This window comes from Bacillus sp. JFL15, assembly GCF_001184225.1.
GTDB classification, from domain to species: domain Bacteria; phylum Bacillota; class Bacilli; order Bacillales; family Bacillaceae; genus Bacillus; species Bacillus siamensis.
This window is the reverse complement of sequence record NZ_KQ236689.1, coordinates 1,595,698-1,619,810: the sequence shown is the minus strand read 5'-3', so window position 1 is coordinate 1,619,810 and position 24,113 is coordinate 1,595,698. Positions and strand designations below refer to the sequence as shown.

Annotated in this window: 20 protein-coding genes, 1 tRNA gene, 4 rRNA genes, 1 other RNA gene and 2 other annotated features (1 of these 28 running past the window's edge); of the genes, 6 read left to right on the top strand and 20 right to left on the bottom strand. The window is 46.5% G+C overall.

The window, feature by feature from the left end:
* Nucleotides 1–44 precede the first annotated feature (44 nt).
* The 13 genes from AD710_RS08095 to tadA form a co-directional block, all read right to left on the bottom strand.
* Nucleotides 45–1,163, bottom strand: a complete 1,119-nt coding sequence (locus AD710_RS08095) for a toxic anion resistance protein (protein WP_049627757.1) — start codon at nucleotides 1,161–1,163, stop codon at nucleotides 45–47.
* A 15-nt stretch (nucleotides 1,164–1,178) separates the two neighbouring features.
* Nucleotides 1,179–1,793, bottom strand: a complete 615-nt coding sequence (locus AD710_RS08090; RefSeq protein ID WP_049627756.1) for a 5-bromo-4-chloroindolyl phosphate hydrolysis family protein — start codon at nucleotides 1,791–1,793, stop codon at nucleotides 1,179–1,181.
* 149 nt (nucleotides 1,794–1,942) lie between these two features.
* Nucleotides 1,943–2,137 (bottom strand): sigma factor G inhibitor Gin, encoded by a 195-nt coding sequence (locus tag AD710_RS08085; RefSeq protein ID WP_007409914.1) that lies wholly within the window; start codon nucleotides 2,135–2,137, stop codon nucleotides 1,943–1,945.
* Nucleotides 2,138–2,310: 173 nt separating this feature from the next.
* Nucleotides 2,311–2,426, bottom strand: a 5S ribosomal RNA gene (gene rrf / locus AD710_RS08080).
* Nucleotides 2,427–2,477: 51 nt separating this feature from the next.
* Nucleotides 2,478–5,406, bottom strand: a 23S ribosomal RNA gene (locus AD710_RS08075).
* A gap of 174 nt (nucleotides 5,407–5,580) precedes the next feature.
* A 16S ribosomal RNA gene (locus AD710_RS08070) occupies nucleotides 5,581–7,130 on the bottom strand.
* The 16S, 23S and 5S rRNA genes sit together here, the layout of an rRNA operon.
* 249 nt (nucleotides 7,131–7,379) lie before the next feature.
* Nucleotides 7,380–7,643 (bottom strand): pro-sigmaK processing inhibitor BofA family protein, encoded by a 264-nt coding sequence (locus tag AD710_RS08065; RefSeq protein ID WP_016937294.1) that lies wholly within the window; start codon nucleotides 7,641–7,643, stop codon nucleotides 7,380–7,382.
* 60 nt (nucleotides 7,644–7,703) lie between these two features.
* Nucleotides 7,704–7,928 carry a YaaL family protein gene (locus AD710_RS08060; RefSeq protein WP_016937295.1) on the bottom strand — a complete coding sequence of 75 codons (225 nt, stop codon included), beginning with the start codon at nucleotides 7,926–7,928 and terminating at the stop codon, nucleotides 7,704–7,706.
* A gap of 18 nt (nucleotides 7,929–7,946) precedes the next feature.
* Complete coding sequence (gene recR, locus AD710_RS08055; protein WP_016937296.1) at nucleotides 7,947–8,543, bottom strand: recombination protein RecR; 597 nt, start codon at nucleotides 8,541–8,543, stop codon at nucleotides 7,947–7,949.
* A 14-nt stretch (nucleotides 8,544–8,557) separates the two neighbouring features.
* The gene (locus tag AD710_RS08050) at nucleotides 8,558–8,881 is read right to left on the bottom strand and encodes a YbaB/EbfC family nucleoid-associated protein (protein WP_003150700.1); all 324 of its coding nucleotides are present in this window, start codon (nucleotides 8,879–8,881) and stop codon (nucleotides 8,558–8,560) included.
* A gap of 24 nt (nucleotides 8,882–8,905) precedes the next feature.
* Nucleotides 8,906–10,597, bottom strand: coding sequence for a DNA polymerase III subunit gamma/tau (gene dnaX, locus AD710_RS08045; RefSeq protein ID WP_049627755.1), 1,692 nt, complete (start codon nucleotides 10,595–10,597; stop codon nucleotides 8,906–8,908).
* A gap of 133 nt (nucleotides 10,598–10,730) precedes the next feature.
* Nucleotides 10,731–10,995: signal recognition particle sRNA large type (ffs, locus tag AD710_RS19060), an RNA gene on the bottom strand.
* An 84-nt stretch (nucleotides 10,996–11,079) separates the two neighbouring features.
* Nucleotides 11,080–11,562 (bottom strand): tRNA adenosine(34) deaminase TadA, encoded by a 483-nt coding sequence (gene tadA, locus AD710_RS08040; protein ID WP_049627754.1) that lies wholly within the window; start codon nucleotides 11,560–11,562, stop codon nucleotides 11,080–11,082.
* Between the two features lie 82 nt (nucleotides 11,563–11,644).
* Here tadA and AD710_RS08035 point away from each other — a divergent pair, with 82 nt between their 5' ends.
* The 4 genes from AD710_RS08035 to dck all read left to right on the top strand — a co-directional run bounded on the left by AD710_RS08035 (nucleotide 11,645) and on the right by dck (nucleotide 14,920).
* Nucleotides 11,645–12,196 carry a cysteine hydrolase family protein gene (locus AD710_RS08035; RefSeq protein ID WP_016937299.1) on the top strand — a complete coding sequence of 184 codons (552 nt, stop codon included), beginning with the start codon at nucleotides 11,645–11,647 and terminating at the stop codon, nucleotides 12,194–12,196.
* Between the two features lie 65 nt (nucleotides 12,197–12,261).
* Complete coding sequence (locus AD710_RS08030; protein ID WP_197083944.1) at nucleotides 12,262–13,551, top strand: glycoside hydrolase family 18 protein; 1,290 nt, start codon at nucleotides 12,262–12,264, stop codon at nucleotides 13,549–13,551.
* Between the two features lie 95 nt (nucleotides 13,552–13,646).
* Nucleotides 13,647–14,270 (top strand): deoxynucleoside kinase, encoded by a 624-nt coding sequence (locus AD710_RS08025; RefSeq protein ID WP_013350734.1) that lies wholly within the window; start codon nucleotides 13,647–13,649, stop codon nucleotides 14,268–14,270.
* On the top strand, nucleotides 14,267–14,920 hold the full coding sequence (dck, locus tag AD710_RS08020; RefSeq protein ID WP_016937302.1) for a deoxyadenosine/deoxycytidine kinase: 654 nt from the start codon (nucleotides 14,267–14,269) through the stop codon (nucleotides 14,918–14,920). Before AD710_RS08025 ends, dck begins: the two co-directional genes overlap by 4 nt.
* A gap of 129 nt (nucleotides 14,921–15,049) precedes the next feature.
* On the opposite strand, the gene AD710_RS08015 is transcribed toward dck, so the two are convergent.
* Nucleotides 15,050–15,142, bottom strand: a tRNA-Ser gene (locus AD710_RS08015).
* Nucleotides 15,143–15,360: 218 nt separating this feature from the next.
* On the opposite strand from AD710_RS08015, the gene AD710_RS08010 reads away from it, so the two are divergent.
* Entirely contained in the window at nucleotides 15,361–16,506 is a 1,146-nt protein-coding gene (locus AD710_RS08010; RefSeq protein ID WP_049627752.1) for a glycerate kinase family protein, read from the top strand.
* Nucleotides 16,507–16,517: 11 nt separating this feature from the next.
* On the opposite strand, the gene serS is transcribed toward AD710_RS08010, so the two are convergent.
* From serS to guaB, 5 genes are all read right to left on the bottom strand, one after another.
* Nucleotides 16,518–17,795, bottom strand: a complete 1,278-nt coding sequence (gene serS, locus AD710_RS08005; RefSeq protein ID WP_049627751.1) for a serine--tRNA ligase — start codon at nucleotides 17,793–17,795, stop codon at nucleotides 16,518–16,520.
* 54 nt (nucleotides 17,796–17,849) lie between these two features.
* Nucleotides 17,850–18,062, bottom strand: a binding site (T-box leader).
* Between the two features lie 52 nt (nucleotides 18,063–18,114).
* The gene (pdxT, locus tag AD710_RS08000) at nucleotides 18,115–18,705 is read right to left on the bottom strand and encodes a pyridoxal 5'-phosphate synthase glutaminase subunit PdxT (RefSeq protein WP_049627750.1); all 591 of its coding nucleotides are present in this window, start codon (nucleotides 18,703–18,705) and stop codon (nucleotides 18,115–18,117) included.
* Nucleotides 18,706–18,726: 21 nt separating this feature from the next.
* The gene (gene pdxS, locus AD710_RS07995) at nucleotides 18,727–19,611 is read right to left on the bottom strand and encodes a pyridoxal 5'-phosphate synthase lyase subunit PdxS (RefSeq protein ID WP_016937306.1); all 885 of its coding nucleotides are present in this window, start codon (nucleotides 19,609–19,611) and stop codon (nucleotides 18,727–18,729) included.
* A gap of 197 nt (nucleotides 19,612–19,808) precedes the next feature.
* Complete coding sequence (gene dacA, locus AD710_RS07990; protein WP_016937307.1) at nucleotides 19,809–21,140, bottom strand: D-alanyl-D-alanine carboxypeptidase; 1,332 nt, start codon at nucleotides 21,138–21,140, stop codon at nucleotides 19,809–19,811.
* A 152-nt stretch (nucleotides 21,141–21,292) separates the two neighbouring features.
* Nucleotides 21,293–22,759 (bottom strand): IMP dehydrogenase, encoded by a 1,467-nt coding sequence (gene guaB / locus AD710_RS07985; RefSeq protein WP_049627748.1) that lies wholly within the window; start codon nucleotides 22,757–22,759, stop codon nucleotides 21,293–21,295.
* A gap of 120 nt (nucleotides 22,760–22,879) precedes the next feature.
* On the opposite strand from guaB, the gene AD710_RS07980 reads away from it, so the two are divergent.
* Nucleotides 22,880–23,830 (top strand): YaaC family protein, encoded by a 951-nt coding sequence (locus tag AD710_RS07980; protein WP_049628788.1) that lies wholly within the window; start codon nucleotides 22,880–22,882, stop codon nucleotides 23,828–23,830.
* 43 nt (nucleotides 23,831–23,873) lie between these two features.
* Here AD710_RS07980 and rrf (AD710_RS07975) read toward each other — a convergent pair.
* Nucleotides 23,874–23,989 (bottom strand): 5S ribosomal RNA (rrf, locus tag AD710_RS07975).
* A 63-nt stretch (nucleotides 23,990–24,052) separates the two neighbouring features.
* Nucleotides 24,053–24,113 (bottom strand) — a sequence feature (most likely nonfunctional fraction of RNA operon) (it continues 2,285 nt past the right edge of the window).

Genomic DNA, 24,113 nt, shown 5'->3' with positions numbered 1-24,113 from the left:
ATATCGTGCCTGTGAGCCAACTTAAAGCTAAGACTTTTTGCCAACTAGCCATTATCCCGGCCGGACTTCAGATCAAGCAGTTTCTTTTTCAAATCGCCTTCCATAATCATGAGCTCCTCCTCGGCCCGCCTGCGCTTCATCCTGCCTTCTTCTTGAATAGACATGATTTCTTCCAGTGTGGTGACTAAGCTTTCCTGCACTTTTTTAAGGGTGTCTGCCTCAACAAGTCCGCGCTCATTGGCTTTGGCGGTCTCGACTGTACTTGTTTTCAAAAGCTCAGCATTTTTCAGGAGCAATTGATTCGTCGTATCCGCCGCCTTCTGCTGCGCATCTGCCGCACTCTGCTGCTTCATTAGTGTCAGGGCGATGGCGACTTGATTCTTCCATAAAGGAATAGCCGTAACAATGGAGGACTGAATTTTCTCTGCCAGTGCCTGATTCGTGTTTTGAATCAGACGGATTTGCGGCGCACTCTGAAGCGTAATCTGCCTGCTCAGCAGCAGATCATGCACTCTCTTATCCAGACGGTCGGCAAACTGGCGAAGGTCATTCACTTCCTGAGCGGCCATTTGATTGTGTTCCCCTAATTCAGCTTTACTTACCGCTTCGGGAATCAGCTTTGTTTTCAGCTCATCTAACTTTAATTCACCCGCTGCTATATACATATTTAAGTCAGAAAAGTATCGTTTATTTTGGGCATACAGCTGATCTAACCATTTATTATCACTCAACAGCCCATTTTTAGAAAGTTCGAGCCTTCTGCTGATACGGTCAATCTGTACACTGGTCTTTTGATATTTCGAAAGCACTTCCTGTACAGAGCCGGATACCCTTTTGAACAAACGGGCAAAAAATCCTTTGCTCTTCATCTGCAGATCATCAGGATTTACCTGATCAAGCTTTCTCATCAAATCAGACAGTATCTGTCCCATCTCTCCTGCATCTTTCCTTTGCACATGCTCTATCATCGTATGGGAAAATTCAAGAAGATTTGCCTGCGCCTGTGAACCAAACAGAATAATGCTTTGCATGTTCCCGGGATCCAGTTTTTCAGCGAGCTGAAGTGCCGCTTCTCTTTTTTCTTCCGGCAGCGTATCTGCAAGCTTTAGATTAGCCTGATCATTTTGAGCGCCCGTGATATCATCGGAACGGTCTTTGGCCATTTCCTTCCCCCTTTCTTACTTTCTCATTGACTGCTTTGCCATATCTAATTCAAAATGCAGATCGTCGATGTCTTCCTTCATCAGTTCATGAAGATCCTCTTCCAGCCGCCTGGCAAGCTCCGCAAGAGTCATCCTTGTCTGACTCAAGGACATTGATAAATCTTTATTTTTTCGCGGCTGTGATGAGAGCAGAGCATACTTTTCGGTCAGCTCCACAACAGAATCAAGCGTTTGATAATAGAAACGCTCTGCCTGATAAAAACGCTTCGGCTCCTGCTTGGTGAGCAGATATATCCGCCGCGTTATCCGCAGTATCTCTGCATTCTGCTTCAGCATTTGTATACTTTTAGAGCGAAAAAGCGCCTTGCGCAATCGAACGATTTTATTTCTTGCTTCCTCAAGATTTTCCTTGATATAAGTATATTCTTTTCTTGTCAGCCGGTGTTTTTTTAAAAAGAGGCGCTTCACATTCCACAGTCCGGCCATACTGACGGCAGTTCCGCCTGCTGCTCCGTATAAAAGCGAATACAGAAAAGGCTGATGCCCTATCGTAAAAGCGGCTGTCCCCGCTAATACAAAAACTGCGCTGCCGCAAAGCATCCATTTCATATATTGAATAAACGGTTTCATATTTGGATCGACTCCTATTTATTCACTTTTATCAGTATTATCTATTACATTCCATTTCTAAACAAGTTCCTCTTCTTATCGTATCAGTTCTTTTATAAAAAGTGAAAAAACTCCCTTATTTTTAAGCAAAAAAAAGACCCTTTTCAGGGTTAAGAATATAATGTCGGTGTATGAAGGCTTTTCAGTTTACGAACGAAAAATTCATAATTCGGATCAGAGGTTGGAGTTGAAACTACTTTCTTCTCACACTCTAAACATATAAATTTCGTATAAATATGAATACCCCTGCTTTTTTTAGTTTCACACACAATACATGTTTCTTCATGGCTGGACGTTTCATTCATTTGTGCCCACCTCCGTATGAATAGCCTTCCCTGAAGCCATTGATTGTATACACAATTTGGACCTTTTTGAAGTTTGCAATTAGTATATGGGCGTTGCCGTATTTCGGTGTTTGTATTGTTTTTATTCAAAACAAAAAAGGCAGCTCATGATGAGCTGCCTTTACCTTTATATCGCTTGGCGGCGTCCTACTCTCACAGGGGGAAACCCCCGACTACCATCGGCGCTGAAGAGCTTAACTTCCGTGTTCGGCATGGGAACGGGTGTGACCTCTTCGCTATCGCCACCAAACCATTGAGAGTGTTCTCTCAAAACTAGATAACAGTAAGCATACATTCAAAAATGGTTAAGTCCTCGATCGATTAGTATCTGTCAGCTCCATGTGTCGCCACACTTCCACCTCAGACCTATCAACCTGATCATCTTTCAGGGATCTTACTTCCTTGCGGAATGGGAAATCTCATCTTGAGGGGGGCTTCATGCTTAGATGCTTTCAGCACTTATCCCGTCCGCACATAGCTACCCAGCGATGCCCTTGGCAGAACAACTGGTACACCAGCGGTGCGTCCATCCCGGTCCTCTCGTACTAAGGACAGCTCCTCTCAAATTTCCTGCGCCCGCGACGGATAGGGACCGAACTGTCTCACGACGTTCTGAACCCAGCTCGCGTACCGCTTTAATGGGCGAACAGCCCAACCCTTGGGACCGACTACAGCCCCAGGATGCGATGAGCCGACATCGAGGTGCCAAACCTCCCCGTCGATGTGGACTCTTGGGGGAGATAAGCCTGTTATCCCCGGGGTAGCTTTTATCCGTTGAGCGATGGCCCTTCCATGCGGAACCACCGGATCACTAAGCCCGACTTTCGTCCCTGCTCGACTTGTAGGTCTCGCAGTCAAGCTCCCTTGTGCCTTTACACTCTGCGAATGATTTCCAACCATTCTGAGGGAACCTTTGGGCGCCTCCGTTACCTTTTAGGAGGCGACCGCCCCAGTCAAACTGCCCACCTGACACTGTCTCCCCGCCCGATAAGGGCGGCGGGTTAGAAGGTCAATACAGCCAGGGTAGTATCCCACCGATGCCTCCACCGAAGCTGGCGCTCCGGTTTCCAAGGCTCCTACCTATCCTGTACAAGCTGTACCAACATTCAATATCAGGCTGCAGTAAAGCTCCACGGGGTCTTTCCGTCCTGTCGCGGGTAACCTGCATCTTCACAGGTACTATAATTTCACCGAGTCTCTCGTTGAGACAGTGCCCAGATCGTTGCGCCTTTCGTGCGGGTCGGAACTTACCCGACAAGGAATTTCGCTACCTTAGGACCGTTATAGTTACGGCCGCCGTTTACTGGGGCTTCAATTCGCACCTTCGCTTACGCTAAGCGCTCCTCTTAACCTTCCAGCACCGGGCAGGCGTCAGCCCCTATACTTCGCCTTACGGCTTCGCAGAGACCTGTGTTTTTGCTAAACAGTCGCCTGGGCCTATTCACTGCGGCTCTCTCGGGCTTGCACCCTAACAGAGCACCCCTTCTCCCGAAGTTACGGGGTCATTTTGCCGAGTTCCTTAACGAGAGTTCTCTCGATCACCTTAGGATTCTCTCCTCGCCTACCTGTGTCGGTTTGCGGTACGGGCACCTCTCACCTCGCTAGAGGCTTTTCTTGGCAGTGTGGAATCAGGAACTTCGCTACTATAATTCGCTCGCCATCACAGCTCAGCCTTCACGGGAAACGGATTTGCCTATTTCCCAGCCTAACTGCTTGGACGCGGATATCCAATACCGCGCTTACCCTATCCTCCTGCGTCCCCCCATTGCTCAAATGGTGAGGAGGTGGTACAGGAATATCAACCTGTTATCCATCGCCTACGCCTTTCGGCCTCGGCTTAGGTCCCGACTAACCCTGAGCGGACGAGCCTTCCTCAGGAAACCTTAGGCATTCGGTGGAGGGGATTCTCACCCCTCTTTCGCTACTCATACCGGCATTCTCACTTCTAAGCGCTCCACAAGTCCTTCCGGTCTTGCTTCACAGCCCTTAGAACGCTCTCCTACCACTGTTCGAAGAACAGTCCGCAGCTTCGGTGATACGTTTAGCCCCGGTACATTTTCGGCGCAGAGTCACTCGACCAGTGAGCTATTACGCACTCTTTAAATGGTGGCTGCTTCTAAGCCAACATCCTGGTTGTCTAAGCAACTCCACATCCTTTTCCACTTAACGTATACTTTGGGACCTTAGCTGGCGGTCTGGGCTGTTTCCCTTTCGACTACGGATCTTATCACTCGCAGTCTGACTCCCAAGGATAAGTCATCGGCATTCGGAGTTTGACTGAATTCGGTAACCCGGTAGGGGCCCCTAGTCCAATCAGTGCTCTACCTCCGAGACTCTTACCTTGAGGCTAGCCCTAAAGCTATTTCGGAGAGAACCAGCTATCTCCAGGTTCGATTGGCATTTCACCCCTACCCACACCTCATCCCCGCACTTTTCAACGTGCGTGGGTTCGGGCCTCCATTCAGTGTTACCTGAACTTCACCCTGGACATGGGTAGATCACCTGGTTTCGGGTCTACGACCACGTACTCATGCGCCCTATTCAGACTCGCTTTCGCTGCGGCTCCGCATCTTCTGCTTAACCTTGCACGGGATCGTAACTCGCCGGTTCATTCTACAAAAGGCACGCCATCACCCGTTAACGGGCTCTGACTACTTGTAGGCACACGGTTTCAGGATCTATTTCACTCCCCTTCCGGGGTGCTTTTCACCTTTCCCTCACGGTACTGGTTCACTATCGGTCACTAGGGAGTATTTAGCCTTGGGAGATGGTCCTCCCGGATTCCGACGGAATTTCACGTGTTCCGCCGTACTCAGGATCCACTCTGGAGAGAACGAAGTTTTGACTACAGGGCTGTTACCTCCTATGGCGGGCCTTTCCAGACCTCTTCATCTACCTCGTTCCTTTGTAACTCCGTACAGAGTGTCCTACAACCCCAAGAGGCAAGCCTCTTGGTTTGGGCTGATCCCGTTTCGCTCGCCGCTACTCAGGGAATCGCATTTGCTTTCTCTTCCTCCGGGTACTTAGATGTTTCAGTTCCCCGGGTCTGCCTTCTCATATCCTATGTATTCAGATATGGATACCACTCCATTACGAGTGGTGGGTTTCCCCATTCGGAAATCTCCGGATCAAAGCTTGCTTACAGCTCCCCGAAGCATATCGGTGTTCGTCCCGTCCTTCATCGGCTCCTAGTGCCAAGGCATCCACCGTGCGCCCTTTCTAACTTAACCGTTAAAAAGAATCACTACGTGATTTCTTGCATTACAATTGAATGTGAATTACTTCTGTTATCTAGTTTTCAAAGAACATTATCTCGAAGAATCGAATGATCCTTCAAAACTAAACAAGACAGGGAACGTTCTGTTTATAAGACCCAAGGTCTTATATTCCGTTAAAATCCTTAGAAAGGAGGTGATCCAGCCGCACCTTCCGATACGGCTACCTTGTTACGACTTCACCCCAATCATCTGTCCCACCTTCGGCGGCTGGCTCCATAAAGGTTACCTCACCGACTTCGGGTGTTACAAACTCTCGTGGTGTGACGGGCGGTGTGTACAAGGCCCGGGAACGTATTCACCGCGGCATGCTGATCCGCGATTACTAGCGATTCCAGCTTCACGCAGTCGAGTTGCAGACTGCGATCCGAACTGAGAACAGATTTGTGGGATTGGCTTAACCTCGCGGTTTCGCTGCCCTTTGTTCTGCCCATTGTAGCACGTGTGTAGCCCAGGTCATAAGGGGCATGATGATTTGACGTCATCCCCACCTTCCTCCGGTTTGTCACCGGCAGTCACCTTAGAGTGCCCAACTGAATGCTGGCAACTAAGATCAAGGGTTGCGCTCGTTGCGGGACTTAACCCAACATCTCACGACACGAGCTGACGACAACCATGCACCACCTGTCACTCTGCCCCCGAAGGGGACGTCCTATCTCTAGGATTGTCAGAGGATGTCAAGACCTGGTAAGGTTCTTCGCGTTGCTTCGAATTAAACCACATGCTCCACCGCTTGTGCGGGCCCCCGTCAATTCCTTTGAGTTTCAGTCTTGCGACCGTACTCCCCAGGCGGAGTGCTTAATGCGTTAGCTGCAGCACTAAGGGGCGGAAACCCCCTAACACTTAGCACTCATCGTTTACGGCGTGGACTACCAGGGTATCTAATCCTGTTCGCTCCCCACGCTTTCGCTCCTCAGCGTCAGTTACAGACCAGAGAGTCGCCTTCGCCACTGGTGTTCCTCCACATCTCTACGCATTTCACCGCTACACGTGGAATTCCACTCTCCTCTTCTGCACTCAAGTTCCCCAGTTTCCAATGACCCTCCCCGGTTGAGCCGGGGGCTTTCACATCAGACTTAAGAAACCGCCTGCGAGCCCTTTACGCCCAATAATTCCGGACAACGCTTGCCACCTACGTATTACCGCGGCTGCTGGCACGTAGTTAGCCGTGGCTTTCTGGTTAGGTACCGTCAAGGTGCCGCCCTATTTGAACGGCACTTGTTCTTCCCTAACAACAGAGCTTTACGATCCGAAAACCTTCATCACTCACGCGGCGTTGCTCCGTCAGACTTTCGTCCATTGCGGAAGATTCCCTACTGCTGCCTCCCGTAGGAGTCTGGGCCGTGTCTCAGTCCCAGTGTGGCCGATCACCCTCTCAGGTCGGCTACGCATCGTCGCCTTGGTGAGCCGTTACCTCACCAACTAGCTAATGCGCCGCGGGTCCATCTGTAAGTGGTAGCCGAAGCCACCTTTTATGTCTGAACCATGCGGTTCAAACAACCATCCGGTATTAGCCCCGGTTTCCCGGAGTTATCCCAGTCTTACAGGCAGGTTACCCACGTGTTACTCACCCGTCCGCCGCTAACATCAGGGAGCAAGCTCCCATCTGTCCGCTCGACTTGCATGTATTAGGCACGCCGCCAGCGTTCGTCCTGAGCCAGGATCAAACTCTCCGATAAAGTAGTTTGACTGACTACGCACATCGCTGTGCGATTTATTTAAAACTTTGAATTAACAGGTACGTTTTGTCTTGTTTAGTTTTCAAAGAACTTTTTCGACTTCTCTCGAAGCGACTTAATTATTATAACATATCATCATCATTGTCGTCAATAACTTTTTTGAATTTCTTTTTTGAAAATCCGTTTTGTCATCAGCGACGTATATTAGAATACCACCCTTGATTCATCATGTCAACAATAAACGACAAATTAAATGATGAAGCGTTTAATGACGATTAAAGCCGCGATGCCGGGTATTCCTAAAATCCCGCTGATGCCGGTTGTGATTAGATTAACAGGTATATGAATGCCGAGACTCCCGCCGAATAAATTCACACCTGCCAGAAGAATCGCTCCGGCAATAAACTTAACGGCAGTCACACCAATCCATCTTAACGGCTTTGAAGATACTCCCCATAATAAAAGCAAAGCAACCAGACCGACAATCAAACCGATAATAAAAAAAGGCTCCATGAATCTTCCCCCTCGCTTGTTTAGTACAAGCTTATGAGAAGACCCCGGAGAATAGACCTCTTACTTCCATCTGCTCATTTTTAAATTCCTCTGCTTCGCTTCTTTCAAATAAAAAAAGTATTTAGATTCAGCGACTTTCAGCTCAAACAGCACCTCAGCTGAGGGCTCAAGACTTTTATCGACCAGACTCTTCTGTCTGTTCCATTCTTCTTTTTGTTTAAAGAGCTGTTCAATCAGTTTGTCATCAAACTCTTTTCTTAATGTATTTCTGCGAAGAAAACCCATGCCTCGCCATTTCCTCCCTTACAATTCACGTCTTCCTTCAAGAGCTTTTGAAAGAGTGACCTCATCAGCATATTCCAAATCACCGCCGACGGGCAGACCGTGGGCAATACGGGAGAGCTTGATGCCTGAGGGCTTTAACAGCCTCGATATATACATCGCTGTTGCTTCCCCTTCAATATTAGGGTTGGTTGCGAGGATAACTTCTGTCACTTGATCATCCTGAAGACGCTTCAGCAGTTCCGGAATCTTAATATCCTCCGGGCCGATGCCGTCCATCGGAGAAATTGCGCCGTGAAGAACATGATACTGGCCGTTATATTCCTTCATCTTCTCCATTGCAATAACATCCTTAGGGTCCTGCACCACACAAATGACAGATCTATCTCTTCTTGTATCCTCGCATATATAACAAGGGTCCTGATCTGTAATATGTCCGCAGATCGAGCAATATGTCAGATTCCGCTTCGCATTGACGAGCGCCTTAGCAAAATCCAATACTGTGTCTTCTTTCATACCTAGAACAAAAAAAGCCAGACGAACCGCTGTTTTCGGTCCGATCCCTGGCAATTTCATAAAGCTGTCAATCAGCTTTGATATTGGTTCAGGATACTGCATGTTTATTTATCCCCCTAGAATAAACCCGGTATGTTCATTCCTTTTGTAAATTGTCCCATTGTCTCATTCGTCATGTCATCGACTTTCTTGAGGGCGTCGTTTGTCGCAGCAAGAACCAGGTCCTGAAGCATTTCGATATCTTCCGGATCAACGACTTCTTCTTTAATCGCAACGTCTACAACTTCTTTTTGGCCGTTGACTTTTACAGTCACCATTCCGCCGCCCGCTGTGCCCTCAAGCACTTTTTCAGCAAGCTCCTCCTGAGCCTTTGCCATATCTTTTTGCATTTTTTGCATTTGTTTCATCATTTTTTGCATGTTTCCCATTCCGCCACGCATATTCAATCACTCTCTTTCATCTTATTAGTCTTTTATTTCGATTAAATCCGCTCCGACAAGTTTTTTCGCCTCTGCAATCAGCGGATCTTCTTCAGCCGGTTCGTTTGATCCTTCACTTTCCTGCTGATGATCATTTAAAAATTCTTCTCTTATTTTACCCCATTGTGCTTCCGGAACGCCAATCAAATCCATTCTTTTCCCGAGCATTGATTCGAGAATCTGTTCAAGATTCGTACGGACTCCGTTATTGTCTTCAGCAACCATTTTACAATGGATTTCGTATTTAAATTTAAGCACAAACGCCTTCTGGGCAGCGGCCACCGGTTCACTGTCATTCAAAAGAGCAGCATGAGACACTTTATTCTGCTGTTTCAGGTGTGCCAGCAGCTTGCCCCAGCTGCTTTTAAGCTGTTCAAGGTCAGGCCTTGTGGCTTCCTTCAATATTTCATGAATTCTTCCGGCCGGGGCTTTGTAATGGCTTTTACCGCCTTTTTGAGGACGCGGGGCTTCTTTCGGAGCGCTTTCCGCCTGAACTTTCACCCCGGAGGTCTTCAGCCTTTCTACTTCCTGCTCAAGCTGCTGGATCTTATTCATCAGCATGCCGACCTCTGGGATGTCTGCGGCGGCTTGCTGTGCCGTCTGGCATATTTTCACGACAGCCACTTCAAAAAAGATTCTCGGGTGGTTCGTCCACTTCATTTCCTGATGGCTTTTATTCAGGATATCAATCATCTCATATAAAGCGGGGGCTGGTATTTCACCGCTCAGACTCCGGAATGTTTCATCGACCTTCACCTTCTCCAGGACTCCTTCTAAACCGGGAGCAGCCTGGTACAAGAGCATATCCCTGAAATAGAAAATCATATCTTCAATCAGTTTGGCCGCATCTTTCCCCTGCTGGAGCAGTTCATTGAGTGTTTCCAATGCTTCGGAAACCTGTTTGCGGTGAAGAGCAGATGCCAATTTTCCAATATAGTGCTGGGAAACGGCTCCGGTAATAAGCAGTGCATCATCCACCGACAGCTCCTCGCCGCTGAATGATACGGCTTGATCGAGCAGGCTCAGCGCGTCCCTCATTCCACCGTCTGCGGCGCTCGCTATGATATCAAGGGCGCCTTCTTCCACCTTCAGCTGCTCTGCATCGACGATTGTCTTCATTCGTCCGACAATTGCTTTGGATGTAATCCGTTTGAAGTCAAAACGCTGACATCTGGAGATAATGGTTAAAGGAATCTTATGAGGCTCAGTCGTAGCTAATATGAAAATGCAATGTGCCGGCGGTTCTTCCAGCGTTTTCAAAAGCGCATTGAATGCGCCGATAGAGAGCATATGCACCTCATCTATAATATATACCTTGTAGGTAACGGCCGACGGGGCGAATTTTACTTTGTCGCGGATGTCGCGGATTTCGTCTACACCGTTATTCGACGCCGCATCTATTTCAATCACATCTGATATAGAGCCGTTTGTGATCCCCTTGCACGCCGCGCATTCATTGCACGGTTCTTCTACAGGGGCGTGCTCACAGTTGACTGCTTTCGCAAATATTTTAGCTGCACTGGTTTTCCCCGTTCCCCGTGGTCCAGAAAACAGATATGCATGAGAAAATTTCTTTTGCAAAAGGGCATTTTGCAGCGTTTTCGTAATGTGTTCCTGTCCGACCACATCTTCAAACTGCTGAGGCCTAAATACTCGATATAAAGCTTGGTAACCCACAGGATGCGCCCTCCTCTGTTATTCATCATGTTTATTATACATGAACGGGCTTTTAACGCCAAAACCCGTTTTTCATACACGAAAAAACTCACCTGTCATAAACAGGTGAGTCTGAAATTTGATGATTGATTTACCGTGCACCTTCTGTCGATTCGCTACCCTAAGCGTTACTTAAGCAGTTAGCTCAGCCCAGGCAACCCTGCGGCACATGAGAGGTTTCACTTAATGCTGCTTCCTTCCGGACCTGACATGGTTCATGAATTCCCATTGCGCAGGACCCAGACGTCAACGCCACTTACTTAAGGCAGACCTTACAGTAAACGAACCTCGAGAAGGGATTCGGCCCCGCTAGAGCGGATTGCGGGTACAGGGCACCGCTACCTCCCCGCTTAGCACGGCAAAATAAATATCAAATTTTTAAATGCGCACCATTTATGATGCACACATAAGTATATCTGCTTCAGGCAGAAAATGCAACCGTACTACTCAGACAACTTTTTCCTCATGTCCTTCTTTTGCCGGCGAAGCTTTCTAAAAAAAGCGCTGAGCATTTCTCCGCACTCTTCTTCAAGCACGCCGCTCACCACTTCCGCTTGGTGGTTGAACCGTTCTTCCTGCAGAAGGTTCATAAGCGTTCCTGTGCAGCCTCCCTTGGGGTCGAATGCGCCGAACACGACCTTATCGACTCTGGAAAGCACAACGGCTCCCGCGCACATCGGGCACGGCTCTAAAGTGACATAAAGAACGGCGTCTTCAAGTCTCCATGTTCCCAGCTTGCGGCACGCTTCGTCTATCGCCAGCATTTCCGCGTGGGCAAGCGACCGCTGTTCGGTCTCCCGCAGATTATGCGCCCGCGCCACGATCTCATCATGCAGAACAAGGACGGCCCCGATCGGCACTTCGCCTTTCACTTCTGCTTTTTTCGCTTCTTTTACGGCTTCTCTCATATAATATTCATCATTCATCGGTTCAAGCTCTCTTCTTAAGTTTTTTCATGTCTCATAAAGGTTAAAATAGGAATACCCCAGCAGAAAGGAGTTGCCGGCATTGTCTGAACCTAACAACACAGCCCTTCTCATTGTCGATATGATTAACAATTTCCAATTTGATATGGGCGAACGTCTTGCTGAAAAAACCAAACAAATCGTCCCCCGTATTTTATCATTAAAGAAGCATGCAAAACAAAACAACTGGCCGATTATTTATATTAATGACCATTACGGGCTTTGGAAGGCGGATATTGATGCCATCAGGGAGGAATGCAGCAACGACAGAAGCGCATCCATAATAGAAGATATCTCGCCTCATCCGGATGATTATTTTCTCATTAAACCGAAGCATTCCGCTTTTTATGAAACGGCGCTTCATACTCTTCTGACCGAGCTGCAAGTGAATCGATTAATGATTACGGGGATTGCCGGGAATATTTGTGTGCTGTTCACGGCTAACGACGCTTATATGAGAGAATACAGCATTACCATCCCGAAAGACTGCACCGCTTCCAATAGCGACGAAGACAATGATTTCGCCTTGACGATGATGGAGAATGTTCTCTTCGCAGAAATAACCACGGAAAAACAAATTATCGACGAAAAATAAACATGATCGGCCTCCTTTTTTCATACATTTGATAGCGGATATGAAAGGAGGCGTTTTTCATTCAGATCTATGTAGTGAAACGGGGCGACACGCTTTCCGCTATTGCGGCGCGCTACCGGACATCCGCAAATGTCATTGCGGAAGCAAATAAACTGCCTAATCCCAATACACTGGTTGTCGGACAAACTCTTGTCATCCCGATTGAGGGTCAATATTACGAAGTGAAACAAGGCGATACTCTTGCGGCAATCGCCGGCCGTTTTCATATATCGGCCGCGGAGCTTGCGAGGGTGAACGGAATTCAGCTCAGCACCCCATTGCAAAGCGGGACCCGCCTTTACATTCCGCAGCAGACAAATAAGCCCGATATCGAATCAAATGCCTATATAGAACCGCGGGGAACGAGCGTAAGCGCTAATCTGCAGCAGGCGGCAAGAGAGGCCTCACCTTATTTAACATACCTCGGCGCATTCAGTTTTCAAGTGCAGCGGAACGGGACTTTAAAGGAACCGCCTCTCACCAATTTAAGAAGCATCAGTGACAGGCACAACACCGCACTGATGATGATCATCACCAACCTTGAAAATGACGCATTCAGCGATGATCTCGGGCGGCTCATTTTGAATGATAATACCGTGAAAACAAAACTCTTTCAGGAAATCGTCTCCACGGCTCAAAAGCACGGCTTTCGCGATATTCATTTTGATTTCGAATATTTACGTCCTCAGGACAGAGAAGCCTACAATCGTTTTTTACGTGAAGCGAGGACGATTTTTCACCGTCAAGGCTGGAAGATTTCAACGGCGCTTGCTCCGAAAACGAGCGCGACCCAGGCCGGCAAATGGTATGAAGCACATGACTACAGGGCACATGGAGAAATCGTCGATTTTGTCGTCATCATGACATATGAGTGGGGATACAGCGGGGGCCCGGCTCAGGCCGTATCACCAATCGGCCCTGTAAGGAATGTCATTGAGTATGCGCTGACAGAAATGCCTGCTTCAAAAATCGTCATGGGCCAGAATATGTACGGCTATGATTGGACACTGCCTTTCAAACAGGGAACGACAGCGAAAGCCGTCAGTCCTCAGCAGGCAATCGCTCTGGCAGCACGCTATAAAGTCGACATTCAATATGACGAAACCGCCCAGGCTCCATTCTTTCGATACACGGATGAAAATCAGAGACGGCATGAAGTATGGTTTGAAGACGCACGATCCATTCAAGCGAAATTCAATTTAATTAAAGAACTTCATTTAAGAGGAATCAGCTATTGGAAACTCGGCCTCTCCTTCCCGCAAAACTGGCTTTTGCTCGGAGATCAATTTCATATTGTGAAAGAGACGTTTCGTTAATTGGAAGCGTCTTTTTTCATGGGCTTTTCTGAGAGTATGATACAATATAAAGGCCGGCAGATGACGGATGTTTGCAGAATTAAGGAGGATTTTCAATGAACAGAGCCCCTTTTATCGCGGTAGAAGGTCCTATCGGGGCGGGAAAAACGACACTCGCTTCTATGCTTTCTGAAGAGCTCGGTTTTCCTATGATTAATGAGATTGTGGAAGACAACCCTTATCTTGATAAGTTCTATGATAATATCGAGGAGTGGAGTTTCCAGCTTGAAATGTTTTTTCTCTGTCACAGGTATAAACAGCTTGAAGATACAGATCGTGATTACTTAAAACAAGGACAGCCCGTTTTGTCCGATTATCATATTTATAAAAACGTTATTTTCGCAGAGCGCACATTGCACGGACAAAAGCTTGAGAAATATAAGCAGATTTATCATCTGCTCACTCACGACTTGCCGAAACCGAATGTTATTGTATACATAAAGGCAAGCCTGCCGACATTGCTTCAACGCATCGAAAAACGCGGGCGCCCGTTTGAGAAAAACATCGAGCATCAATATCTGGAACGTCTCATTGCAGATTACGACACAGCCATCAGACAGCTTCAGGAAGAAGATCCGGATATATCTGTACTGACCATTGACGGTGATACCGAAGACTTTGTTTTGAATAAGACAGACTATGAAAGAATTGCCCGTCAGGTAAAGGAGCTTATTAAATGAAAGACATTCATATTCCAAACAACGCCATTATAACAGTAGCGGGAACGGTAGGAGTCGGAAAATCGACTTTAACCAAGGCTTTAGCAAAACGGCTCGGCTTTAATACCTCGCTTGAAGAAGTGGATGAAAACCCTTATTTAGAGAAGTTTTATCATGATTTTGAGCGCTGGAGCTTTCACTTGCAAATTTATTTTCTGGCTGAGCGGTTCAAGGAACAGAAAAACATCTTTGAATCAGGCGGCGGATTCGTGCAGGATCGTTCGATTTATGAAGATACAGGCATATTCGCAAAAATGCATGCCGATAAAGGTACCATGTCGCTGACAGATTACAAAACATATACAAGCCTTTTTGAAGCGATGGTCATGACGCCATACTTCCCGCACCCTGATGTTTTGATCTATTTAGAAGGTGATCTTGAAAACATTATAGAACGGATTGAAAAGCGCGGCCGCGATATGGAGCTGCAGACAAACCGCTCCTATTGGGAAGAGATGTATAAACGGTACGAAGACTGGATCAGCGGTTTTAACGCCTGCCCTGTGCTGAAAGTGCGCATCGAAGATTATGACCTTGAAGCTGATGAACAGTCACTGGAACCTTTGATCGAAAAAATCAGCCGCGTGATCAACGAAAACAGAAATAAGTAAAAATAAGAAAGCGATTTTCCCGAACAGAGAAAATCGCTTTTTTTGCATATAAAAAATCCGCTGCATCAGATGCAGCGGACAAAACAATCTCCAATATATGCTCGAGTTTCATTAGGTTTAAAATCAATATGGCGGAGGAAGAGGGATTCGAACCCCCGCGGGCTTTGACACCCCTGTCGGTTTTCAAGACCGATCCCTTCAGCCAGACTTGGGTATTCCTCCGTATCGACATTTAATAATATACCACATGGCTTGTTTTTCAGTCAAGCGCTTTTTTCATATTTTTTATTTCTTTTCTTAAACAGCTTGTCCGTCAGCTTTACTATCATACAAAAGACTCGTATCCAAAATCAACCGCTTTCTGTTATACGGCAGGAAAACACAGTGAAAACCAAGAATACATTCAAATAGATAACCTGTTCATAAAGGTGGAGAACACAATGAAAGTCATAATCGCACCGGATTCTTTTAAAGAGAGCATGACAGCAAAAGAAGCTGCCGACAGCATCGAAAAAGGATTCAAATCAGTCTTCCCTGATGCTGAATATATCAAGATACCCGCGGCGGACGGCGGAGAAGGAACCGTTCAGGCTTTAACGGATGCCACCGGGGGGAGAATCATTAATAAAACAGTGACCGGTCCGCTGGGAACCCCGGTAAACGCCGCATACGGACTTCTGGGAAACGGACGCACGGCAGTCATTGAAATGGCAGAAGCATCAGGACTTCATCTCATCCCCCGTCATCTCAGAGATCCGTTGAACACTACAACAAGAGGAACGGGTGAACTGATAGCAGATGCAGCTTCCCGCGGGGTGAGTGAAATCATCATCGGTCTTGGCGGGAGCGCAACCAATGACGGCGGGACCGGGATGGCGAGCGCGCTCGGTGTGCGTTTCTTAAATGAGGAAGGTCAGGAGATACCTGACGGCGGAGGCTCGCTGCACACCCTGGCTTCTATCGATATAAGCGGCCTCTCTCCTGATCTGAAACCTATCCGTATCCGTGCCGCATGCGATGTCGAAAATCCTCTGACCGGGGAAAACGGCGCATCATATGTCTTTGGCCCGCAAAAAGGGGCGTCCGAGAAGACAAAAGTTGTATTGGATCGCAATTTACGCCATTTCGCTGATGTATTGAGACGGCAGCACGATATTGAAGCGGATACCGTAAAAGGCGCAGGCGCCGCAGGAGGTTTAGGCGCAGGGCTGATCGCCTTCTTACAAGCAGACCTTCAAAGCGGGATTGACGTTGTATTAGATACACTGCCCTTTTCAGATCAGATAAAAGACGCTGACCTTATCATCACCGGAGAGGGGCAGATTGACGGACAAACAATATTCGGCAAAACCCCCGCAGGAATTGCAGCACGCGCAGCCGCTCAAAAAATTCCCGTTATCGCGTTGGCGGGTTCCTTGGGAAAAGACTTTGAACATGTATACAACGGAGGAATAACAGCTGTATTTTCTATCGTGCCGGGCGCTGTAAGTCTTGAAGATGCCTTAGCATCAGGCCGTTTTAACCTTGAAAGCACAGCCCGGAATGTCGCCGCTTTATATCAAACAGCAAAAAAGGCGCGCCTCTAGGGCGCACCTTTTTATGGTTTGATGACTTCTTTATTTCCCATATAAGGACGAAGCACTTCCGGAATGACGACACTTCCGTCTTCCTGCTGGTAGTTTTCCAAGATGGCAGCTACTGTTCTGCCGACTGCCAGACCGGAACCGTTTAATGTATGCACATGCTCCGGCTTGCCTTTCGCTTCGCGTCTGAATCGAATGTTTGCGCGTCTCGCCTGGAAGGCCTCAAAGTTGCTGCAAGAAGAAATTTCACGATATGTGTCTTGGCTTGGAATCCATACTTCAATATCGTACTTTTTCGCAGCTGTAAAGCCGAGATCTCCGGTACACATGCTCATGACACGATACGGCAGTTCGAGCAGCTGAAGCACCCGTTCAGCTTGATTTGTCAATTTTTCAAGCTCCTCATATGAATCTTCCGGCTTCACGAATTTCACAAGCTCAACCTTGTTGAATTGATGCTGGCGGATCAAACCGCGTGTATCACGGCCGGCAGATCCCGCTTCTGAACGGAAGCAGGCGCTGAACGCGGCATAATTAATCGGCAGGTCCTCGCCGGATAAGATTTCATCGCGGTGCATATTTGTGATCGGCACTTCCGCCGTCGGAATTAAGAAATAATCCTCTTCCCTGATTTTAAAAGCATCCTCTTCAAATTTAGGAAGCTGTCCCGTCCCTGTCATGCTCGTACGGTTTACCATATAAGGAGGAATGACTTCCGTGTAATCATACTCATCAACGTGAAGATCCAGCATAAAGTTGTAGAGCGCGCGTTCGAGACGGGCCCCTAGTCCTTTATAAAACACAAACCGGCTTCCAGTTACTTTTGAAGCGCGTTCGAAATCAAGGATGTTCAAGCGGTCAGCGATATCCCAATGCGGTTTCGGCTCATATGCAAATGCCGGCGCCTCTCCCCACTTGCGAATTTCAATATTATCATCTTCCGTTTCCCCGACAGGCACTGAATCGTGCGGGATGTTCGGAATAGACAGAAGGATGGTTTCGAGCGTGGTTTCCACCGTGCGAAGCTCTTCATCAAGCTTCTTAATTTCTTCGCCTGCTTCACGCATCTCTTTAATAATATGATCAGCGTCTTTTTTCTCCCGTTTCAAAACGGCGACCTGCTGAGACACTTCGTTGCGTTTTCCCTTCAGTTCTTCTACTTTGCCGATAAGTTCTCTTCTTTTTTCATCAAGCTCTTCAAACTTATCAAAGTCAGATAAGTCTTCGCCTTTAGGAATGAGCTTCGCTTTTACTTCTTGAAAATTGGCTCTCAGCACCTTCGTATCAATCATACTTAACAACTCCTATCTGTTTTTATCGAAAATAAAAAAGAGCCCTCATCCCCTAAAAGGGACGAGAGCTCTCGCGTTGCCACCCTGATTGAAAACAAGCTTACACTTGCTTCCCGCTTTAACACATAACGGTTTTCCCGTAAATGCCTACTTGTTTTCAGCATTTCGCTCAAGGACGGATTCGGACAGCATCTTCCACCGATTCGCACCACCCATCGGCTCTCTTTGAAAGAGAGGCTTCCTACTGCTTCCTGTCAACGCTTTTCGATCTTTATTTGTGTTTATAATGTACTATAAGTATCAGCGGTTTTCAACTGTTTTATACAGCTGTTTCCCGCTTATGCTTTTCCGCCATCTTCACAAACAGCTCTGTCACCCGGTGGTCATCCGTCAGTTCAGGATGGAACGAGCAGCCGAGCAAATGCCCCTGCTTTGCAGCCACGATGCGTCCGTTATGCTCACAAAGCACTTCAACATCTTCTCCGGCTTCTAAAATGTGCGGCGCGCGAATAAATACACCCGTAAACGGCTCATCAAGGCCTTTAATCGTCAGGTCAGCTTCAAAGCTGTCGACCTGACGGCCAAAGGAATTACGCTCGACAACCACGTCTAACAGCCCTAAATGGGCATGATCGGTTCCCGCAATCTCTTTGGCTAAAATAATCAGACCGGCGCATGTGCCGAACATCGGCTTGCCTTGAGCGGCAAACTCGCGAAGCGGCTCCATAAAATGATACGTATCCATTAAACGCCGCATTGTCGTGCTTTCTCCGCCCGGCAGGATTAAGCCGTCGATGTCATTCAGCTGTTCAGGACGCTTAATGACAACACCTTTTGAACCACATGCGTCAATTGAACGAATATGTTCTCTTACTGCTCCTTGAAGTCCAAGTACACCAATTGTTAACATGCTTCCAGCTCTCCTATGGTTTTACCAGCCGCGTTCTTGCATACGCTGTTCCGGCAATAGATTTGAGATTTCGATTCCTTTCATCGCTGTGCCCAATTCTTTAGAAAGCTCAGCAATCAGTTTGTAATCTGTGTAGTGAGTCGTTGCTTCCACAATTGCTTTGGCGAATTTAGCAGGGTTGTCTGATTTGAAAATACCTGAACCGACAAATACGCCGTCAGCGCCCAGCTGCATCATCAATGCCGCATCAGCAGGCGTCGCCACTCCGCCTGCAGCAAAGTTGACAACAGGCAATTTGCCGTCACGTTTGATTTGAAGCAGCAGCTCATATGGTGCACCGAGGTTTTTCGCTTCAGTCATCAGCTCATCATCGCTCATCGCCGCAACTTTGCGCACTTGCGCGTTTACTTTTCTCATATGACGGACAGCTTCCACAATGTTTCCTGTTCCCGGTTCGCCTTTTGTACGAAGCATGGAAGCTCCTTCAGCGATACGGCGCGTTGCTTCGCCGAGATCACGGCATCCGCATACGAACGGAACAGTATATTCATTTTTATTTAAATGAAATTCTTCGTCAGCAGGAGTCAGAACTTCACTTTCATCAATATAATCTACTCCCATTGCTTCAAGGACACGCGCTTCAACGATATGTCCGATACGCGCTTTTGCCATTACGGGAATGGATACAGCATTCATTACTTCTTCAACGATCGTCGGGTCAGCCATGCGGGCAACACCGCCGGCAGCGCGAATATCAGCCGGAACTCGTTCTAACGCCATTACGGCAACAGCTCCCGCCTCTTCCGCAATCTTCGCTTGTTCAGCATTTACAACGTCCATGATGACGCCGCCTTTTTGCATTTCCGCCATTCCGCGTTTTACACGGTCAGTACCTGTTTGAGCCATTATTTGGTCCCCCTAGTCAATGTATAGTTAGATAATTTCTATCTCTTATTGTATCCCAGAAATACAATATTTCATATGGATATTCTTATTTTACAGTGTGATGGAAGAGATAGATATCATTTTTTTACTAACAATTTGGTTTTTTCAGTATATTAAGCAAAAGAGCCCTAACTTTCATCAGAGCTCTTTCTTATTTCTTAAAACCAGCCTGTTACCGTATCAACGGCGCTGTTCCAGATTCCGGAGAAGAAACCGCCGATGCCGCGCATCATCTGAACAAACCAGTTTGCTTTATCTACATCATTTTTCGTTACAAGATTCACGCTGAACTCTTTGGATTTGAGGAAGCCGTAGTCTTTGTCACTGCCTTTGTATGTAACTTTCAGCGTTCCAACTTTCGTCCCTTTTTTCACAGGAGCCGTGATTTCTTTTTTATCTAAAGTGACTTCGGCTTTATAGTTCTTTTCATCCCCGCTTTTCACAGGAATAGAAAGCGCCTTATCAGTCACAATATCGACTTGCTTGTCTTTCCCTTTATCAACGTCAATCGTTTTGTGCCCTTTTACTTGAGAGCCTTCAGGGTAAAGATCTTTCATTGAGAAATTGCTGTTAAATGCGTAATCGAGCATTTTTTTCGTTTCATCAAATCGTCCGGTATGCAAGTTGCCTTTTGCGTTTAACACAACAGTGATGACCCGCATTCCGTTCCGCTGTGCGGTGCTTGTAAAACAAGATCCCGCAGAATCAGTAGAACCTGTTTTTAACCCGTCAACGCCGGGATATTCAGACACAAGGCCTTTTAACATGAAGTTCCAGTTCGGCATGTCCATTTCATCATCAGTGCCGGCTCTGAATTTCGTCTTAGCGATGCTTGTTGTTTTCAGAACTTCCGGATAATCAGTGATCAGGCGGTCTGCAAGAAGCGCCATGTCTTTAGCAGAAACTTCACTCTCTTCTTTAACGCCTTCTCCTTGCGGCTGTTTGCCGTGAAGGTCTTCATTCACAAGCCCGGTGGCATTTTTAAAATCATAGTTTGTCATGCCTAATTCTTTGGCTTTCGCATTCATTTCAGCGACAAATTTCGTTTCAGTTCCGGCAAGAATTTCGGCAACTGCAATCGCGGCTCCGTTAGCAGAGTAAATCGCCATGGCCTGGTACAGTTCTTTGACTGTGTATTTGCCGTCTTTCCGAAGAGGGACGTTTGATAAACTGTTGTCTTGAGAAATTTCATAGACGTAATCATCAGGAGTATACGTTTGATCCCATTTCACTTTTCCTTCTTTAATGGCTTCCAGAAGCAGGTATTCAGTCATCATTTTTGTCATGCTGGCAATCGGCAGTCTTTTGTCTGCATTTTTACTGTATAAGATTTTCCCCGATGAAGCCTCAATCATTATCGCAGCTGAAGCATTGACATCAACCGGGTCATTGCCGGCTGCCTCCGCTTTAGACATTGGAACAAAGCAAGTTGCGGCCAGTGCCAGTACCACTAATGACACTAACAGCTGTTTCCATTTCGTGATGTTCAATCTTACGACCTCCGTCATTCATTTTAAATCTATAATTAAGCCGTTAAGGACATATTCAAATTCAAAACACAACAGTATAAATTTTATCACACTCGATATAAAAAAAATAGACAGAGTCAGCGACCCTGTCAAATGTTTTTTATTTGTAACAATTATGAGATTGTATAGTTTGGTGATTCTTTCGTAATTTGAACATCATGCGGATGGCTTTCGCGAAGACCTGCTCCTGTCATACGGATGAATTGAGCTTCTTCTCTTAAAGCGCGTAAGTCTTTTGAACCGCAGTATCCCATACCTGAACGAAGACCGCCGACAAGCTGATACACTGTTTCTTCTACAGGACCTTTGTACGGAGTCCGTCCTTCGATACCTTCAGGGACGAATTTCTTATTTTCTTCTTGGAAATATCGATCTTTACTGCCTTTTTCCATGGCAGCGACAGAACCCATACCGCGATACACTTTAAATCTTCTGCCTTGATAGATTTCAGTCTCTCCCGGGCTTTCTGAAGTACCGGCAAGCAGGCTTCCAAGCATTACGGCATGTCCGCCGGATGCCAATGCTTTCGTAATATCACCGGAGAATTTAATACCGCCGTCCGCGATAATTGTTGCGCCGTGTTTTCTTGCTTCAGTGGCACAATCATAAATGGCAGTGATTTGCGGTACGCCTACACCTGCAACGACGCGTGTCGTACAGATGGAACCAGGCCCGATTCCCACTTTTACAATGTTTGCTCCGGCTTCAATCAAAGCCTTTGTCGCTTCAGCCGTTGCCACATTTCCTGCGATAATGTTCAGTTCAGGATATGTTTCACGAATTTTCGCAACCGTGTTCAGTACGCCTCTGGAATGTCCGTGAGCCGTATCGACCACGATCACGTCGACATTCGCTTCAACAAGCTTGCTGACGCGCGTCATTGTATCGCCTGTCACGCCTACCGCAGCGCCGACAATAAGGCGTCCGTGTTCATCTTTAGATGAATTCGGGAATTCGATAACCTTTTCAATATCTTTGATCGTGATAAGACCTTTTAATTTGTTTTCGTCATCCACTAATGGAAGTTTTTCAATTTTATGTTTCTGTAAGATTTTTTCTGCTTCGTCTAATGTGGTGCCTACAGGAGCCGTAACCAGCTCTTCTTTTGTCATCACGTCACTGATTTTCATTGAATAATCAGAGATAAAGCGAAGATCACGGTTTGTAATGATTCCGACAAGCTTTTGATCGTCTTTATTATCTACGATCGGAACACCGGAAATTCTGTATTTCCCCATCAAATGCTCCGCATCGAATACTTGATGATCAGGTGTTAAAAAGAAGGGATTTGTAATAACGCCCCGTTCAGAACGTTTGACTTTGTCAACATGTTCAGCCTGCTGTTCGATGGACATGTTTTTATGGATAATGCCCAAGCCGCCCTGTCTGGCCATCGCAATCGCCATAGCTGATTCTGTTACTGTATCCATTCCCGCACTGATGACAGGAATATTAAGCTTTAACGTTTTTGTCAGTTCAACAGATAAATCCACATCACGCGGAAGTACGTCTGATTGAGCCGGTACGAGCAGTACATCATCGAACGTTAAGCCTTCTTTTGAAAATTTACTTTCCCACATTAGTAAATCCCCCTCTTTTCGGCAAAATATTATATGTAGATTATCAACTAGAAAACGGCATGTCAAGGAAGCGAAGAAGAGTTGAAATATTTAGATAAAGGAAAGGGTTTAAAAATACACATGAGAGACCTTGAGTGGAAAGAGTTATCATTATTTTATTCCGTGGAATCCTCCCAGAAATTCCTAAATAAAGTCTATACAGAAAGAGGGATGGAAGAACCAAAACGATATGCGTTTAAAAACAGTGAACGCTTCATATTTTTTATCAAACACGCCGAGTCCTTTTATAAACAGGCATCTCTCTCCCCTTTAGAAATTAAGCCTATTCTGTTGTTTTACGGGATGTCACAATTGCTGAAAGCCTGTCTTCTGACTACAGATCCAAGCTATCCGAGTCACGCCTCAGTACTCGCACATGGCGTTACTGCCCGGAAACGAAAAAAGCAAAATTACAGTTTTAGGGATGATGAAGTGAAGGTGCAGCGCAATGGCTTATGTATTCATGTAATGAATCACTTATTCGGAATAGCGGGTCTTGAGGAAGAAAGGTATACAATGAAAAAACTGCTGACAGCCATTCCCGAATTGCACACTGTATTTCATTTTCAAGAGAAAAAGAATTGGCTGACCAAAGTAGAGCTGAAAGATGATCTTGTTTTAGTTCCTGAACATACGGTGATTCAGTACAATATGTCTGACTCCCGCTTTGCAGAATATATCAGTCATCATTTGAATTGGTCTTTTGTCAGGAAAAGCCATAACCATTTGGTTTTTGAGGCGGATCCGCTAGATACTGAACCTTGGTCTTCGCCAAACTTAGCGTTTCACTTAGAGAAAAATCAATATTATCTTCCCTCTCAGCGTGATCAGTTCCTGCATCTTCCCGAAATGATTATTCATTATTTGGTCCTGTACAATATCGGGATGATTGCGAGATATGAAACGGAATGGTGGTATGAACTGCTGACACAGCATGTCAGCGATGATTATGTATTGATCCGGCGGTTCTTAGAGGTCACAGAACGTAAATTTCCTTATTACATTTCTAATTTCCTTAAGCAATACTTATAAACAAAAAAGGCAGCTCATGATGAGCTGCCTTTACTGTATGATTGCTTGGCGGCGTCCTACTCTCACAGGGGGAAACCCCCGACTACCATCGGCGCTGAAGAGCTTAACTTCCGTGTTCGGCATGGGAACGGGTGTGACCTCTTCGCTATCGCCACCAAACCATTGAGAGTGTTCTCTCAAAACTAGATAACAGTAAGCATACATTCAAAAATGGTTAAGTCCTCGATCGATTAGTATCTGTCAGCTCCATGTGTCGCCACACTTCCACCTCAGACCTATCAAC

Coding starts and splice junctions, on each gene's coding strand:
- AD710_RS08060 (WP_016937295.1), bottom strand. CDS start 7,928: ATGGGTTTTCTTCGCAGAAATACATTAAGAAAAGAGTTTGATGACAAA.
- tadA (WP_049627754.1), bottom strand. CDS start 11,562: ATGAATGATGAATATTATATGAGAGAAGCCGTAAAAGAAGCGAAAAAA.
- AD710_RS08050 (WP_003150700.1), bottom strand. CDS start 8,881: ATGCGTGGCGGAATGGGAAACATGCAAAAAATGATGAAACAAATGCAA.
- guaB (WP_049627748.1), bottom strand. CDS start 22,759: ATGTGGGAAAGTAAATTTTCAAAAGAAGGCTTAACGTTCGATGATGTA.
- pdxT (WP_049627750.1), bottom strand. CDS start 18,705: ATGTTAACAATTGGTGTACTTGGACTTCAAGGAGCAGTAAGAGAACAT.
- AD710_RS08090 (WP_049627756.1), bottom strand. CDS start 1,793: ATGAAACCGTTTATTCAATATATGAAATGGATGCTTTGCGGCAGCGCA.
- pdxS (WP_016937306.1), bottom strand. CDS start 19,611: ATGGCTCAAACAGGTACTGACCGTGTAAAACGCGGAATGGCGGAAATG.
- AD710_RS07980 (WP_049628788.1), top strand. CDS start 22,880: ATGAGAGACCTTGAGTGGAAAGAGTTATCATTATTTTATTCCGTGGAA.
- serS (WP_049627751.1), bottom strand. CDS start 17,795: ATGATTGATACGAAGGTGCTGAGAGCCAATTTTCAAGAAGTAAAAGCG.
- AD710_RS08095 (WP_049627757.1), bottom strand. CDS start 1,163: ATGGCCAAAGACCGTTCCGATGATATCACGGGCGCTCAAAATGATCAG.
- AD710_RS08010 (WP_049627752.1), top strand. CDS start 15,361: ATGAAAGTCATAATCGCACCGGATTCTTTTAAAGAGAGCATGACAGCA.
- AD710_RS08025 (WP_013350734.1), top strand. CDS start 13,647: ATGAACAGAGCCCCTTTTATCGCGGTAGAAGGTCCTATCGGGGCGGGA.
- recR (WP_016937296.1), bottom strand. CDS start 8,543: ATGCAGTATCCTGAACCAATATCAAAGCTGATTGACAGCTTTATGAAA.
- dck (WP_016937302.1), top strand. CDS start 14,267: ATGAAAGACATTCATATTCCAAACAACGCCATTATAACAGTAGCGGGA.
- AD710_RS08085 (WP_007409914.1), bottom strand. CDS start 2,137: ATGAATGAAACGTCCAGCCATGAAGAAACATGTATTGTGTGTGAAACT.
- AD710_RS08065 (WP_016937294.1), bottom strand. CDS start 7,643: ATGGAGCCTTTTTTTATTATCGGTTTGATTGTCGGTCTGGTTGCTTTG.